The organism is Paenibacillus taichungensis (genome assembly GCF_003287275.1).
Classification (GTDB): domain Bacteria; phylum Bacillota; class Bacilli; order Paenibacillales; family Paenibacillaceae; genus Paenibacillus; species Paenibacillus taichungensis_A.
Map to the genome: position 1 here is coordinate 258,714 of NZ_QEVW01000003.1, position 16,353 is coordinate 275,066.

Sequence of the window (16,353 nt, forward strand, 5' to 3'; positions counted from 1 at the left end):
GATGACCGAAATGGCGTTAAAAGCGATTTTGTTCGACCTAGATGATACTTTACTGTGGGATGAGCGCAGTGTTCGAGAGGCTTTTCATGAAACTTGCCTGATTGCAGCTCAAGAGACTGGCGTTAAACCTGAAGACCTTGAGGAAGCTGTTCGTAATGAGGCACGTAATCTGTATGAGTCCTATGAAACTTTTACGTTTACCAAAATGATTGGGATTAACCCGTTTGAAGGTCTTTGGGCCAACTTCACGGGTGGGGATCAACCTGAGTTTCGCCAGTTGGAGCAGCTTGCACCCGCATATCGAAAAGAATCATGGCATCGTGGCTTGTTAAAGCTGGGTGTTGATCGTGAAGATCTGGCGGAACGACTTGCCTCACAATTTGGGGCTGAGCGGAGATCAAGACCCCATGTCTATGAAGAAACGATGGAAACGTTGAGTCATCTACAAGGGAAGTTCAAGCTTTTGCTTTTAACTAACGGCTGTCCTGCTTTACAGCAAGAGAAGCTTGATGGCGTTCCTGAATTGGCTCCTTTCTTTGATGAAATTATTATCTCGGGTACGTTTGGTAAAGGAAAACCTGATCCTTCGATCTTCGAGCACGCATTGAATAAGCTGGGAGTTCAACCTGAGGAAAGTATGATGGTTGGAGATAAGCTAACGACTGATATTCGTGGAGCGTTGTCTGCAGGTATTCAATCTGTTTGGATTAACCGTGAGAATAAAGAGAATACCGAATCGTATGTGCCTGACCATCAAATCAAGCATTTATCCGAATTGGAACGGATCATTGCTGAATTCTCAATGAGTGCATCATAAAATCGTGTTTTTAATGTACTACTCAAACATTGTTAGGTTTATGAGATATAATTTATCCATAAAACCTAACAATGTTTTTTTGTTTTGGTGCAGTTTGAACCATATTATAATAACAAAATATAATTTTTTTTACTAAAAGTTATTGAAATTATAGAACTGCTGATTTAGAATATAACTAACATACTAGTATGACTAGTATGCGAATGAATTCAGCGAATATCTGTTGACTTACTTGAATGAAGTGGAAGCGGGAGTTATTGGCTATAATTTTCACATCGTTTGTAAGCGCTTTACATAATCGAAGTGAACCATTTAGTTCTGGAAATACAACATGAAGTAGTTAGTGAGAAATTGAGGGTAAGCATCTTATCCGATCTGTATCTCTAGTGATTCCTAGAATTGATATCGCTTACATTTTTCTTGTTTGGTTTATTCTGCAGGTGGGGGTGAAGTGCATCTGATTACTTGTCTTCTACAAAAAGAAGAGATGATAAAAAATGATCGAAAACGCTTTTATTTTATCAAGCTAAGGATCGGAGTGAAATAACATATGGAGTCGGAAACCGCTAAAACCACGCTAACGATGACATCTTTACGTAAAGAAAGCAGGTTAAGAACTGTTACAGCACTGCTTCGCAAAGATTGGCAGCTGTACTCACTGTTAATTCTTCCAATTATCTATCTTATTATTTTCAAATATGGGCCCATGCTCGGTAATGTAATCGCATTTAGACGATTTGTACCGGGAGGCAGTATTTTTGGAGAGACGTGGGTTGGATTCAGGTATTTTCAGATGTTCATTCAAGACCCAACCTTTTGGAAAGTATTTGGGAACACACTTATGCTCGGTGGACTTGCGTTACTTTTCACCTTCCCAGTCCCGATCATTTTTGCTTTGCTGCTGAATGAGGTGAAAAGCAAACGTTTCAAAAAGTTTGTGCAGACCGCATCGTATCTTCCGCACTTCTTGTCCATCGTTATCGTTGCCGGAATGATTCTGCAATTAACGGCAGTTAATGGCTCCATTAACGGAATGGTATCATTCTTTACTGGAGACAGCATTCCTTTCATGCAACGTGCGGAATGGTTCAGAACAATCTATATCACCTCTGAGGTTTGGCAAGGTATGGGGTGGGGAGCCATTCTATATTTGGCTGCATTAACAACAATTGATGATTCTTTGTATGAGGCTGCGCGGATCGATGGTGCGAACCGTTGGAAGCAAACCCTCCATATAACCATACCAGGCATTTTGCCAACGATCGTTACATTGCTGATTTTGAACATGGGTAATTTCCTTGCGGTTGGATTTGAGAAAATCTTGCTCCTTTACAATCCGCTGATCTACGAGACATCTGACGTGATTTCTACTTATCTGTACCGGGTAGGTTTGCAGTCGAGCAATTTCAGCTATGCTACCGCCATTGGTTTGTTCGAATCCATTATTGGACTGATCCTGGTATTCTCGGTTAATGCAATTTCACGCAGACTGACACAACGAAGCTTGTGGTAAAGGAGGAGCAATATGCTGGAATCAAAATCATACAAAGTATTTAAAGTTTTCAATGCCATCTTTCTGCTGCTTGTGGTATTCATCACGCTCTATCCATTTTTGAATGTTGTAGCCCAATCCTTCAGCAGCGAGGCTTATATCAATTCAGGCAAGGTGAGCATTATCCCAAGAGGATTTAATGTGGAAACCTACAAGACCATCTCACGCGATAGTATGTTCTGGACCAACTATAAAAACACAATTATATATACCGTTGTAGGTACCTTGATTTCCATGTTCATGACGACCATCTTCGCTTATGCCTTATCCAAGAAAAGATTGATGGGACGTAAATTTTTGACGATGTTCGCTGTGTTCACGATGTTTTTCAGTGGAGGTTTGATTCCTAACTATGTTCTGATTAACTCTCTGGGCTTCAATAATACGATGTGGGCATTGGTTGTGCCTGGTGCAATCAGTATCTATAACATGTTAATTATGAAATCATTTTTCGAAAACATGCCTGAAGAGCTTGAGGAAGCGGCAGCTATTGACGGTTTGAATACGTATGGCATTTTGTTGCGGATCATTCTACCACTGAGTAAAGCTGTCATGGCAACAATGGTTCTGTTTTACGCTGTGGGACATTGGAACTCCTGGTTTCCAGCCTTCCTGTATCTCGACAAAAAGGAACTGTTTCCCGTTACGATCTACTTGCGCAACATGATTGCAGGTGCAACTGGCGGTGCTTCGGCTGGTGCTTCAGCGGATAATCTGACTCAAATTTCTGCAAATATCAAATCGGTCACGATGGTACTCACCATTTTGCCTATTTTAACGATTTATCCATTTGTTCAAAGATATTTTGTAACCGGTATCATGTTGGGATCTGTTAAACAGTAATCCTAACCCGATATAGTTCAACATCTTGATTGTAAGGCCAATCTAAACCACATGCAGGGGGAGAATTAAATGAAACATAGACCACGTAAGCTTGTAGGCAAGATGGTATTGGCAACAATGATGAGTGTCGTTCTGGCAGCATGTAGCAGTGGTGCTGGTGGAGAGAAAGTTGAGCCAGAATCCAAGGGGGCCATGGAATCATACGGTGTAGGAGAAACCTTCAAAGCGGCTGAACCATTTAATCTATCTATTCTGTACAGCGACCAGCCAGCATACCCGTACAAAAAAGACTGGCTCCTGTTTCAAAAAATCACGGAAAAAACCGGAGTCACGCTGGAACCTACCATCGTTCCGATGAGTGACTATTCCCAGAAAAGATCTCTTCTAATCAGCTCTGGAGATGCCCCGTTGGTTATTCCGAAAACCTATCCGGGTGAAGAATCTGCTTTTGTATCCTCTGGTGCGATTTTGCCCGTGAGTGACTATGTTGATTTGATGCCAAATTTCAAAGATAAGGTTGAGAAATGGGGACTCCAAGATGAACTTGAGGGTCTTCGACAAGAAGATGGAAAATATTATGTACTCCCAGGCTTACATGAAGAGGTTTGGCCGGACTATACCCTTATTGTGAGAACTGATATTTTTGAGAAAAATAACATTGCCATTCCAAAAACTTGGGACGAATTGTATGATGCAGCCAAAAAGCTGAAAGAAATCTATCCAGATTCAACTCCGTTCTCAGATCGTTTCCAATTTAACAGTACATTGAATATTGCTGCTACCAGTTTTGGAACGAAAGCTGGGTGGGGATTTGGAAATGGTTTAACGTATAAAGAAGATCAGGATGAATTTGTATACACTTCGACTACACCGGAATACAAGGAAATGTTAACTTACTTTAACAAGCTTGTATCGGAAGGGTTGCTGGATAAGGAAAGCTTCACCCAGGACGATGACCAGGCTATTCAAAAGTTTGTTTCTGGAAAATCCTTTATTATTAACGGTAACTCGCAAACGGTAGTGCTTCATCGTAACGATATGAACAAAACGTTGGGAGAAGGGAATTTCTCCATCGCCAAAATTACAGTTCCTGGTGGTCCAAAAGGTCAATTGATGTCCGGATCCAGACTTGAAAACGGTGTCATGATTTCCGGGAAAATTAAAGACAACGAGAATTTCAAAGCAACCATGCAATTTATTGACTGGTTATACTATAGTGATGAAGGTCAGGAATTTGCCAAATGGGGAGTAGAAGGCGAAACCTTCACCAAACAGGATGGCGTTCGTAAATTGGTAGAAGATGTGAACTATAACGGATTGAATCCAAAAGGTACGAAGGACTTGCGTATTGATTACGGATTCTCCGGTGGTGTGTTTGCCTATGGAGGAACGACAGACTTGTTGCACTCCATGTTTAGTGAGGAAGAGCTGAAATTCCAGCAAGACATGAAAGATATCAAAGAAGTGATCCCTGCCGAGCCGCCAATTCCTTACTCAGATATTGATCGTGAACAGGTGACACTGCTTAGTACACCGCTCAAGGATTTCTCGGATCAAAATACGCTTAAATTTATTCTGGGAGAACGTAATCTTTCCGAGTTTGATGCATTTGTAAAAGAGCTGGAGAGCCAAGGCTTGCCTCAGTATATGCAGCTTTCCAATGACACATATAAGAAGTACAAAGAAAACAAGCAACAATAGTTCTGAACTGAAATTTGCCCGTTGCCGTTTCATTTAGGGAATTTTAGTGGAACGGCAAATTGTGCTAAGATGGATGAATATGGCTGAGAGGAAGAGGTTAAGGCATGTCACTTAATCAAAAGATTAGAGGTTCGACCCGGGCTTATTCATACAATCTGATAAAGGAACGGATTCTGCACCTTGAACTTGAGCCTGGTACCAAGATTTCCGAGAAGGAAATTGCGGATGAATTGCAAGTAAGCAGAACACCAGTACGTGAAGCTTTCATGAAGCTTGCCGAGGAAGAATTACTGGATATCATTCCACAGAGTGGTACCATTGTCTCCCATATTAATCTGGAGCATGTTGAAGAAGGCCGGTTTATGAGAGAGAAGATGGAGAAGGAAATTGTTACGCTGGCTTGTGCTTCTTTTCCGGAAGAATTCAGATTCAGACTTGAAACCAATATTGCTATGCAGGAAGTATGTATAGGAAAAAATAATTTTTATCGGCTTTTTGAACTGGATGAAGAGTTTCATCAGATATTGTTTCAAGGCACAGGAAAAATGAGAACTTGGAAAATGCTGCAGCAGCTCAATATTCCCTTTAATCGCCTTCGTTTATTACGCTTGTCTGAAGATTCCGATGCAGAGGTTATTATTTCACAACATAAAGAAATATACCGGCTTATTACGGAACGTGAAACCGAGCGAGCTGTTGAAGTTATGGAAGCACATCTCAGACTAGTTGTTGTTGAACAAGAGAAGATGAAGGCAAAATATCCACATTATTTTATATAGGACATCTAATGTTGTATACTATCTGAATATGAAGAAACCCCTGTTCGAATTGAACAGGGGTTTGTTGAGCAAATAATAGAATTTGCTTATTAGGCTTGTTTGATAAACGTTGAATCTGGGTAAGGATCTGCGATCCAGCCATCTTTTTCAATGAACAGACGTACGGCAATGATTTGTTTGTTCTCCATCAATGTGAAGAAGTGTGGGGTGTTCTCAGGTACAGAGATTACGTCTCCAGGAGACAATTCTACATTAAAGTAACCTACATCATCTGTAGCTTTGATGACAAAGATTCCTTTGCCGGCTACAATAGCACGGATTTCATCTTCAGCATGAGTATGAATCTCTTCGAATTTGGCAAGCTTCTCTTCAATATCTGGTGTTTGTTCAGACAGCGTAATGACATCCCAGATTTGGTACCCGCGACGTGCAGCCAAGTCTCTGATTTCATAATCAAATGTTTTTAGTACTTCTTCTTTTTGTTCATCAGTGAGTCCAAAGTTGTTTTGCAGATCAGTGTTTAATTTGGACGCGTCCCATTTTTCAAATAATACTTCATATTTGTTTAAGAAATTTCGAACATTTTCGTCTCCAGTGATACGTTCGTTCGTATTTCGGATTACAATTTCAGCCATATTCTTTCCCTCTTTTCCACTTGGTTTAATCGCTATTATATCGGATTCCACTATTTTTGTCGATTCACAAATTCATTCGGACTTCATAAAAACCGCCTGGGGACTGATCAAACCCGATCTTTCACATTAAGTTAGTTTCTGTTAAACTAAGATTTAACGTTTTGCGGAGGTGACGATATTGGACAAGCTTAGCCTACATGATGCATTAAAACAACGAATATTGATCCTCGACGGTGCAATGGGGACCATGATTCAACAAGTTGATCTCACTGGCGCAGATTTTGGCGGAGAAGACCTGGATGGATGTAATGAAATGCTTGTGCTTACACGTCCGGATCTAATCCAGCGTATTCATGAGGAATATCTGGAAGCCGGTGCTGACTTGATTGAAACAAATACGTTTGGTGCAACTTCTGTTGTACTTGCTGAATATGACATTCAGGACCGTGCACGTGAAATTAATCTCGAGGCAGCCAGAATCGCAAAAGCTGCCGTGGATCGATTTTCGACACCGGAGTCTCCACGTTATGTGGTAGGTGCAATGGGACCTACAACCAAAACGCTGTCAGTAACGGGTGGAGTAACTTTTCAAGAGCTCATCGACAGTTATTTCGAGCAAGCGCTTGCTTTAATTGAGGGAGGCGTTGATGCGTTGCTGCTCGAAACCTCACAAGACACGCTTAATGTAAAAGCAGGTAGCATTGGAATTCAACAGGCATTCGAGCAAAGCGGCATCAAACTTCCTCTGATGATCTCAGGAACGATCGAACCGATGGGTACAACCCTAGCTGGTCAGAACATTGAGTCTTTTTATATATCCTTAGAACACCTTAACCCAATTTCAGTGGGACTAAACTGTGCTACAGGTCCGGAATTTATGCGTGACCATATTCGATCACTTTCCGGTATGGCTTCAGTTGCAGTAAGTTGTTATCCGAATGCAGGTCTTCCGGATGAAAATGGTAATTACCATGAATCCCCGGATTCGCTTGCCCAGAAGATCGGTGCTTTTGCCGAACAAGGCTGGTTGAACATCGCGGGCGGTTGCTGTGGAACAACACCTGCACATATTCGGGCAATGCGGGATACACTTGCCAAGTACCCTCCCAGAGAAATGAACGGAACACATCCACCAGCGTTGTCAGGAATAGATCCAGTCTACGTCGAACAGGACAATCGCCCTTACATGGTTGGGGAACGTACGAACGTACTTGGATCACGAAAATTCAAGCGTCTTATTGTTGAAGGTAAATATGAAGAAGCTTCAGAAATTGCTCGGGCTCAGGTGAAAAATGGGGCACATGTTGTCGACGTTTGTGTTCAAGACCCGGACCGTGAAGAAGCTGAAGACATGGAGAAATTCCTTGAACTTGTTGTCAAAAAAGTAAAGGTGCCACTTATGATCGATACGACAGATGCAGCCGTCATCGACCTTGCACTGCAATACTCTCAGGGTAAAGCGATAATTAACTCCATTAACCTTGAGGACGGCGAGGAAAAGTTCGAGCTGGTCACTCCGCTCTTGCATAAATACGGCGGTGCTGTCGTTGTTGGAACGATTGATGAACGCGGTCAAGCCATTAGTCGTGAGGACAAGCTGGAGGTAGCCAAGCGGTCTTACGATTTGCTGGTGAACAAATATGGCTTAAAAGCCGAAGACCTGATTTTTGATACCCTGGTGTTTCCAGTAGGGACGGGCGATGAACAGTATATCGGATCGGCGAAAGAAACAATCGAAGGTATACGTGTAATTAAAGAAGCGATGCCTGAATGTCATACGATACTGGGGATCAGTAACATTTCATTTGGATTGCCTGAAGCTGGGCGTGAAGTGCTGAACTCTGTATTTTTATATGAGTGTACCAAAGCAGGTCTCGATTATGCCATCGTCAACACCGAGAAGCTGGAGCGTTATGCATCCATTCCCGAAGAAGAGCGCAGACTCTCGGAAGAGCTGTTATATAATACGAATGATGAAACACTGGCTGCTTTCGTAGCCGCGTTCCGTAACAAAAAGGTTGAGAAAAAAGAAAAGATTTCGAACCTGTCGTTGGAAGAACGTCTCGCATCGTATGTTGTTGAAGGAAGCAAAGAAGGTTTGCTGCCCGATCTGGAGCAGGCACTCGCCAAATATACAGCCCTTGAAGTAATCAATGGCCCGTTGATGCGGGGCATGGAAGAAGTAGGGCGACTGTTTAACAATAATGAGCTGATCGTAGCAGAAGTGCTTCAGAGCGCGGAAGTTATGAAGGCTTCGGTTGCTTATTTGGAACAGTTCATGGAGAAAAATGAGACGTCAGTTAAAGGAAAGATTATTTTAGCGACGGTCAAAGGCGATGTGCATGACATCGGCAAAAACCTGGTGGAGATCATCCTTTCCAATAACGGTTACCGGATCATTAATTTGGGTATAAAAGTACCACCAGAGCGAATTATCGAGGCATACAGAGAAGAGAAAGTCGATGCTATCGGTTTATCCGGTCTGTTGGTGAAATCGGCACAACAGATGATTTTAACCGCTCAGGACTTACGCACAGCAGGTATTGATGTGCCTATTATGGTTGGTGGAGCGGCATTGACACGCAAATTCACCAAGAATCGTATACGCCCGGAATATAACGGCATGGTTGTATATGCAAAAGATGCGATGGATGGCCTGGATTTGGCCAACAAGCTGATGAATCCAAGTACTCGTGAAGTGATGCAGCTGGAGATGGACGCTGAAAAAGAGGCGGACGCAGCTGGCGCAGAAACCGTTACATCACTTCCCGAGCTTACACGGGTAGAGCGTTCGGATATCGCAGTAGACAATCCGGTTCTCGTTCCACCGGATCTGGAACGACATGTGATGCGCAACTATCCGCTATCACACATATTACCGTATGTGAACATGCAGATGTTGCTAGGTCACCATCTTGGTTTGCGTGGCTCAGTAGAGCAGTTGCTTGCTTCGGGTGATCAGAAAGCCACTGACCTGAAAGCGGTAGTGGATGATATTATGCAGGAAGCTGTTCGTGACGGGATTATTCAGGCGCATGCGATGTATCGTTTCTTCCCAGCTCAGTCCAGTGGTAACAGCGTCATCATCTATGACCCGGAGAATACAAGTAATATCTTGCATACATTCACGTTCCCTCGTCAAAAAGTTGAACCATACCTGTGTCTTTCCGATTTCTTAAAGCCAGTGGAATCCGGACAAATGGATTACGTTGGTTTCATGGTCGTAACGGCTGGGCATGGTGTACGGGAGTTATCGACAGCTTGGAAGGAGCAAGGTGATTATCTTCGTTCACATGCTCTGCAATCCGTAGCGCTTGAAGTAGCAGAGGGATTAGCTGAGCGGGTTCATCATATGATGAGAGATATCTGGGGATTCCCGGATCCAGCACAGATGACCATGAAGCAACGTCATGGAGCACGCTATCAGGGAATCAGGGTATCATTCGGATATCCGGCTTGTCCCGACTTGGAAGACCAAGGCCCACTGTTCAAGTTGTTACAGCCTGAGGATATTGGTGTGGAATTGACTGAAGGTTTCATGATGGAACCTGAAGCATCGGTATCGGCGATGGTATTCAGCCATCCGCAAGCGAAGTATTTTAACGTGGATAAGGCTTAAAAGTAAAAGGTCAGGCAAAGCCCTCCGCATTGTCGGAGGCTTTTTGCTGGCAGCAGAAAGAGGTGCGATCCAGATGGAACTATATTTCCTGGGAACTAACGCTGGTGTACCTACGCTTCAGCGGAATGTAACTTCCATAGGGCTGCGCATGTTGGATGAGCGCAGAGCATTGTGGTTGTTTGACTGCGGGGAAGGAACCCAGCATCAGATTTTAAGTTCTCCCCTTAAATTGAGCAAATTGGAGAAAATATTTATCACCCATTTACATGGAGATCATGTATTTGGACTACCAGGTCTGCTCTCCAGCAGAGCATATCAGGGTGGCACTACACCGTTAACGGTGTATGGACCGCCAGGAACTGAACGAATGATCATGACAACCATGGAGCTGAGCCAATCACGGCTAAACTATGAACTAAGCATTGTGGAACATACAGGCGGAGTGCTTTTCGAAGATGAGAGCTTCATTGTAGAATCTGCGTTGCTAGAACATCGTATCGACAGTTATGGATATCGGATTACCGAAAAGGATCGTCCAGGCAGTCTGGACCCTGCAAAACTGGCTGAGTATGGCTTGAAGCCGGGGCCGCTATTTGGTCGCTTGAAACGGGGAGAAACGATTACCCTCGACAACGGGGACTTCCTTCGTCCAGAAGATGTGTTGGGTGCACCCAAGCGAGGTATGGTCATTACCATCTTGGGCGATACACGCCCGTGTGACAATGTGCAGCCGCTCGCTCTAAATGCGGATGTTCTTGTACACGAAGCTACGTTCCTGCATGATTTGGCTGATACGGCACATGAGTACTATCATAGTACTTCGAAGCAAGCGGCTGAGGCGGCGAGAGCGGCAGGTGCGGGACAGCTGATCATGACCCATTTTAGCTCTCGTTACAAAGATGAGGATCAGTTGCAGCCACTTCTGGAGGAGGCGCAATCGATATTCCCGAATTCCAAACTTGCGATTGAACACGAGCTTATTCCAGTTGTTCACCGTAAGAGCGAATCCTAATGGTGGATGTGCAAAAGAGTACAGCCAAACACGACGGGAGAACAAGCCGTTAATTACACGGGACTGAGGGGAAGTTACTCCCGAGGTCCCTTTTGCAATCTGGCCGGAAAGCGTGTAGGATGGGCAATATGAGCAGGGAAATGATTCAATTATTTTCCGGGAAAGCGCAGGAAATGACAAGCTTGTACAGAAGACGCGCGGGGCTAAACGTCCAGGTTCGATTCAGTTCGACGTGTTGCGTGCAGATGCGAGCAAGCCATTTTTATGTACTGTATACATAGGTTAGCATTGTAGTTCGATGCAAATGGTTAAGGACATGAAATGTTAATGCAATAAAGAAAGGAAGTGCTGTATATGATTAAGGCCTATCTGATCGACCTGGATGGTACGCTCTATCATGGCAGACATCGTATCGAAGGAGCCGATAAGCTTATTCGGACATTGAATGAACAAGGCATGCCTTATTTGTTTGTGACTAATAATTCTTCGCGTACACCGCAAGGTGTGGCAGATCATCTGAATGGGATGGGCATCCCCGCCGATGCATCTCAGGTATGTACTTCTGCGGTGGCGGCTGCGGAATACGTGGCACAAGAGTCTCCGGGTGCGAAAGTGGCTTGTATCGGGGAAGAAGGGCTGTTGCAAGCGATTGAAGCAGCAGGTCTTTCACTAACAGACGATGAACCTGAATACGTTATACAAGGAATTGATCGTGAATTTTCCTATCATAAATTGACTAAAGCGCTTCGCTGGATCAATGGTGGCTCTAAATCTGTTATGACCAATCCTGATTTGCAGCTACCTTCTGATGATGGGCTTACGCCGGGAGCAGGGACGATTGGGGCAGCGATAGAAGCGGCAACCGGAGTTCATCCCACCGTCATTGGCAAACCATCAAGTATTATTATGAAGTCTGCCATTAGCCGATTGAACTTAAAGTCTGATGAAGTTGCTGTAATCGGAGACAATATGCGTACAGATATTGCCGCAGGAGCTGCGGCGGGATGCGAAACTCTGCTGGTTCTTACGGGGATAACGACACGGGACAATATGGATAGCCACATCCAGGCGACCAAGGTTCGTCCTGATCATGTGTTTGAAGATTTGCATAAACTGATTGAGTGGCTGTCGCAGACGACAGGCCAAGCATCCAAGAAGGGGTAGATGTACGATGCCGGAATTGCCGGAAATGGAAAACTACCGGACCTTGCTGTCCGAGAAAATACTCGATTTGCCGATTACAAGTGTGGTGGTTAACCGTGAAAAGTCGATTAATACCGATCCTGATGTGTTTACCCGTGAACTGACAGGCAATCGTATCATATTTGTAGAGCGTAGGGCCAAACATCTGATCTTTCATCTGGCTAATGGCAAGCGGCTTGTGCTTCATCTCATGCTGGGCGGAATGATTTTCTGGGGCACGGAAGCTGAACGTCCTGATCGTTCCACGCAAGTGGAAATTCAGTTTGGAGAGTATACGTTATACTTTATTGGGCTCCGTTTAGGATATCTACATTTGCTTACTTCCAAAGAGACGGAAGAGGCTATGTCTGATCTTGGACCTGAACCTCTTGATCGGCGCATGAATGCAGAACGCTTTGCTGCTCTGTTGAAAGGACGTCGAGGTACACTCAAAACTACACTGGTTAACCAGCACATTATTGCAGGCATCGGAAATTGTTATTCAGATGAGATTGCATTTGCAGCAGGTCTGAGACCAAGCTCTAAGACTCAAAATATTGCTGCATCGCCTGAACTCACAGCACGTTTGTACCATTCTATGCAATCCGTGTTGCGGGAAGCTGCTTCGGAAGGCGGTTATATGGAAATGCCGTTGATGCAGGGAGATACCAAGACGGGAAGTTTTGACGAGCAGTGCCGAGTGTATGATCGTGAAGGGGAAACTTGCCCTCGTTGTGGGGGAACGATAGCGCGCGTGGAAATTACGGGCAAGAAGGCTTTCTTCTGTCCAGATTGCCAGCATGAGGCCTAAAAGCGGAATCGGGGCACATGTTAGCACCAGAGGTGGATTTCTTCAGGCAGCCAAACGGGCATATGAGATGGGTGCTACGGCATTTCAATATTTTCCGAAGAACCCGCGGAGTCTTGGCTTGAAAGAATTGGACCTCAAAGATGCTGAACAGTGTCGGGACTGGTGTGAGACGCAGGGGATTTCTTCCATTGCGCACTCACCCTATCCCACGAATCCGGCTTTGGGCAAAACCCGAGGAGAGGCGGGTTTTCATGCAACCATTGCATCGATACAAAATGATTTGCATATTGCAGATGCCTGCGGTTCAGTAGGGACTGTAGTTCATTTTGGTCATCTCAAGAGCAATGAACCACTCGAAGGATATCAGAATCTCATATCCTGTCTGGATACCGCTTTAGCAGATTGGGATGGACAGGCTAAGGTTCTGCTTGAAAATCAGGCTGGAGATCATGGTCCCATGGGTACGACGATGGAAGAGTTGATACAGATTCGTAAGCTATGCCGGTATCCTGAACATATTGCTTTTTGTTTTGACACATGTCATGCTTTTGCTTCAGGCATGTGGACGTCAGGCAATGAGGCATCGATGCTGGAAAAAGGCAGACTGCTGGGATACTGGGATGCTCTTGCGGCTGTTCACTTTAATGATTCGAAATATCCTTCCGGTTCATGCAAGGACAGACATGCACGAATTGGACAAGGTTATATAGGAAAAAAAGCGATGCAGGAACTGTTATGTGCGCCTGAATTTCAGCAAGCGGTAGTTGTGCTGGAAACCGAATCAGGCGAAGATGGAACACACCGTGGTGACATTGAGCTCATGCGTTCCTGGCTTTAAATGGGGAGAGGAGCGAATGTAATGCATGTTTTTTTGGATGATTACCGGGCATGTCCGAAAGGGTTTGTTCTGGCTACCAACGCAGAAGAATGCCTGATGCTGCTTAGAGAAGGTGATGTGGACATTCTATCCCTGGATTTTGAACTGGGTCCAGATTCGCCGAATGGCGGTGAAGTTGCTGCTTCAATCGTCCGGGAAGGTTTGTTTCCACGACAGATCTATTTGCACACGTCCAGCATGTATGGCAAACGTCAGATGTACGAATTGTTGTACAGCAATAAACCAGACTCTGTTACCATCCATAATGGTCCGATGTCGGGTGAAGTTATGCTGCGTGTTGCTGCGGGAGAAGAAAGCTGATGAAGCCAATTACGACCAAAATGTTAATGCGCGGTGTATGGGAAGGCATGCCTCAGGCTGTATTTATCTATACCCCGCTTTGCGGAACTTGCGCAGCAGCACGTCGAATGCTTGAGATCGCGGAACATTTGCTGCCCGAAGGGATTTTGACCGAGATGAATATTCACGATATCCCGGAACTTGTGCAGCAGTTTCAGATTTCGAGTGTGCCTGCTGTTATGCTGTTTGATGGAGAGCATGATGTACCCAGAATGGTTTATCGGATGAACTCTGTCGAGCATCTGTTAGGGGAAATCCGAAAGGCGGTACTGAAATGAGTGTAATCTCAATGGAGCATGTTTCTCTTAGAAGGGAAGACAATCAGATTCTGGATGACGTTCATCTGCATGTTAAAGAAGGCGAACATTGGGTAATTCTTGGACGCAATGGTTCAGGTAAAACAACGTTGCTGGAAATGATGAATGGATATATGTTTCCAAGTCAGGGGCGTATTGAAGTATTGGGCAATCTGTATGGTCAATGTGACGTTCGGGAGGTTCGGAAAGAAATTGGTTATATCAGTCAGACATTGATTGAGAAACTGACACATCGAGATCCTGTATGGGAAGTTGTCGCAACAGGAGCTTATGCTTTTTTGCGTTTCTATCAAACGATTCCGGATGACGTGAAGGCCAAAGCATTCAACCTGCTTGATGAAATGGGTTTTGCAAAACTTGCTAATCATCCGCTCGGCACCCTTTCTCAGGGGGAGCGCAAAAAAGTAATGCTGGCTCGTTCATTGATGGCAGATCCCAAATTGCTGATTATGGACGAGCCTTGTGCCGGACTAGATCTGTATGAACGTGAGAAAATGTTGGCCGAAATTGATCGGCTACGTAAGCGTAATATCACTGTCGTTTATGTAACACATCACGTGGAAGAGATCGTACCTTTGTTCACACATGTGGCCTTGATCCGCGATGGACGTATTGCTGCGGCAGGGCCCAAACAGGAAGTTTTAACACAAGATACAATTAAGCATACGTACGATGTTCCGGTTGATATCCAGTGGGAAGATGGACGTCCCTGGATTCGCGTACGTTCTGGAGGGTAACACATTTTGAGTACACAGTCATCTTGGGGTGAAGGAGACTTCTCCCGTTTTATCTGCACAGCCAATCATGGTTTTGCACCCTATGCTCAGGAGGAATTGCGCCGTACATTTGGGGCAGTAAAGAGCACGGTACTCGTACCAGGTGAGATTCTGCTTGCCGGTCTTCCGATTGCGGAAGAAGAGGTAGCGATCAAGCTTTTGGAAGAAAGCCCGACGTTTTTACGTCATATTCAACCTGTTCAATTTCAGGAAAATACGGAAGATTCAGCGCAAGCAATGGAAAAATTGATTTCATTTGTGTTGAACCATACGGAGTTAACAGGCACTAAAGTTGCATTACAAGTTCGTAAAACCGAAGGGGCCTTCTGGAGGGAGAACGCTGCTTCATTGAAACAGCTCTTGACCGAGAAGTTGGATGACCTTGGTTGTGATTGGGTTGTCCGTGATGCGGATCATGTTATATCAGTCTTCGTTGCCGATGACATGTTATATGCCGGTGTATCCAGACCGGATCAAAATCTGTCGGACTGGAGTGGCGGAGCAGTTCGTTTTCAGAAGGAAGAGGGCCAAATCTCTCGTGCCAAATTCAAATTGCTTGAAGCGGAGCAGACATTTGGCATCGACTTTACTTCTTTTCACAAAGCATTGGACATTGGTGCTGCGCCTGGTGGATGGACCTCTTTCCTGCTAGAGCGCGGGCTTGAAGTTACAGCTGTTGATCCTGCCAAGATGGATGCGACCCTGCTGGAATCTCCCAAATTGACGTTTTTGAAAAAGAATGCTGGTGATGTACGTTTCCGCGAAGCGGAATTCGATCTGCTCGTATGTGATATGAGCTGGAGTCCCAAGCTGATGAGCCGTCTTATATCGGACTTGTTATACAGTCTTCAATCAGGGGGGACAGCAGTTGTGACAGTGAAGTTACTGCACAAGAAGCCGCTTGCGTTGATAAAAGAAGTCATCGATACATTTGAGCGCTCCCGGATGCAGATTCAACGTTCCAAACAGTTGTTTCATAACCGTGAAGAAATCACGCTATATATGATTAAGTATTAAGATATTAAAGGCATTAAATTTTATGCTTTACAACACCTCATTGCCTATACTATAA

The 16,353-nt window shown here is 44.5% G+C and carries 15 protein-coding genes; 14 read left to right on the forward strand and 1 reads right to left on the reverse strand.

Annotated elements, in window-relative coordinates; genetic code table 11:
- Nucleotides 1–10 precede the first annotated feature (10 nt).
- The 5 genes from DC345_RS04680 (at nucleotide 11) to DC345_RS04700 (ending at nucleotide 5,692) form a co-directional block, all read left to right on the forward strand.
- Nucleotides 11–817, forward strand: coding sequence for an HAD family hydrolase (locus DC345_RS04680; protein WP_113052105.1), 807 nt, complete (start codon nucleotides 11–13; stop codon nucleotides 815–817).
- A 583-nt stretch (nucleotides 818–1,400) separates the two neighbouring features.
- Nucleotides 1,401–2,330: an ABC transporter permease gene (locus DC345_RS04685; protein ID WP_371121626.1), complete on the forward strand. Its 930-nt coding sequence runs from the start codon at nucleotides 1,401–1,403 to the stop codon at nucleotides 2,328–2,330.
- A gap of 12 nt (nucleotides 2,331–2,342) precedes the next feature.
- Nucleotides 2,343–3,212 carry a carbohydrate ABC transporter permease gene (locus tag DC345_RS04690; protein ID WP_024630394.1) on the forward strand — a complete coding sequence of 290 codons (870 nt, stop codon included), beginning with the start codon at nucleotides 2,343–2,345 and terminating at the stop codon, nucleotides 3,210–3,212.
- A 69-nt stretch (nucleotides 3,213–3,281) separates the two neighbouring features.
- Nucleotides 3,282–4,913 (forward strand): ABC transporter substrate-binding protein, encoded by a 1,632-nt coding sequence (locus DC345_RS04695; protein WP_113052106.1) that lies wholly within the window; start codon nucleotides 3,282–3,284, stop codon nucleotides 4,911–4,913.
- Between the two features lie 104 nt (nucleotides 4,914–5,017).
- Entirely contained in the window at nucleotides 5,018–5,692 is a 675-nt protein-coding gene (locus DC345_RS04700) for a GntR family transcriptional regulator (protein ID WP_076289099.1), read from the forward strand.
- Between the two features lie 89 nt (nucleotides 5,693–5,781).
- On the opposite strand, the gene DC345_RS04705 is transcribed toward DC345_RS04700, so the two are convergent.
- Nucleotides 5,782–6,327 (reverse strand): cupin domain-containing protein, encoded by a 546-nt coding sequence (locus tag DC345_RS04705; RefSeq protein WP_113052107.1) that lies wholly within the window; start codon nucleotides 6,325–6,327, stop codon nucleotides 5,782–5,784.
- Nucleotides 6,328–6,505: 178 nt separating this feature from the next.
- Between DC345_RS04705 and metH the strand changes: the two genes are divergently transcribed.
- The 9 genes from metH to DC345_RS04750 all read left to right on the forward strand — a co-directional run bounded on the left by metH (nucleotide 6,506) and on the right by DC345_RS04750 (nucleotide 16,298).
- The gene (gene metH, locus DC345_RS04710) at nucleotides 6,506–9,946 is read left to right on the forward strand and encodes a methionine synthase (protein ID WP_113052108.1); all 3,441 of its coding nucleotides are present in this window, start codon (nucleotides 6,506–6,508) and stop codon (nucleotides 9,944–9,946) included.
- Nucleotides 9,947–10,019: 73 nt separating this feature from the next.
- Nucleotides 10,020–10,958: a ribonuclease Z gene (gene rnz, locus DC345_RS04715; protein WP_113052177.1), complete on the forward strand. Its 939-nt coding sequence runs from the start codon at nucleotides 10,020–10,022 to the stop codon at nucleotides 10,956–10,958.
- Nucleotides 10,959–11,312: 354 nt separating this feature from the next.
- The gene (locus DC345_RS04720) at nucleotides 11,313–12,122 is read left to right on the forward strand and encodes a TIGR01457 family HAD-type hydrolase (protein WP_113052109.1); all 810 of its coding nucleotides are present in this window, start codon (nucleotides 11,313–11,315) and stop codon (nucleotides 12,120–12,122) included.
- Between the two features lie 7 nt (nucleotides 12,123–12,129).
- Entirely contained in the window at nucleotides 12,130–12,951 is an 822-nt protein-coding gene (locus tag DC345_RS04725; RefSeq protein ID WP_113052110.1) for an Fpg/Nei family DNA glycosylase, read from the forward strand.
- Entirely contained in the window at nucleotides 12,941–13,789 is an 849-nt protein-coding gene (locus DC345_RS04730; RefSeq protein ID WP_113052111.1) for a deoxyribonuclease IV, read from the forward strand. The genes DC345_RS04725 and DC345_RS04730 overlap by 11 nt, the downstream gene beginning before the upstream one ends.
- Nucleotides 13,790–13,810: 21 nt before the next feature.
- Nucleotides 13,811–14,149, forward strand: a complete 339-nt coding sequence (locus DC345_RS04735) for a cyclic-phosphate processing receiver domain-containing protein (RefSeq protein WP_113052112.1) — start codon at nucleotides 13,811–13,813, stop codon at nucleotides 14,147–14,149.
- Nucleotides 14,149–14,466 (forward strand): thioredoxin family protein, encoded by a 318-nt coding sequence (locus DC345_RS04740; RefSeq protein WP_053780884.1) that lies wholly within the window; start codon nucleotides 14,149–14,151, stop codon nucleotides 14,464–14,466. Before DC345_RS04735 ends, DC345_RS04740 begins: the two co-directional genes overlap by 1 nt.
- Entirely contained in the window at nucleotides 14,463–15,242 is a 780-nt protein-coding gene (locus DC345_RS04745; RefSeq protein ID WP_113052113.1) for an ABC transporter ATP-binding protein, read from the forward strand. The genes DC345_RS04740 and DC345_RS04745 overlap by 4 nt, the downstream gene beginning before the upstream one ends.
- Before the next feature lie 6 nt (nucleotides 15,243–15,248).
- Nucleotides 15,249–16,298: an SAM-dependent methyltransferase gene (locus tag DC345_RS04750; protein WP_113052114.1), complete on the forward strand. Its 1,050-nt coding sequence runs from the start codon at nucleotides 15,249–15,251 to the stop codon at nucleotides 16,296–16,298.
- Nucleotides 16,299–16,353: the final 55 nt, after the last annotated feature.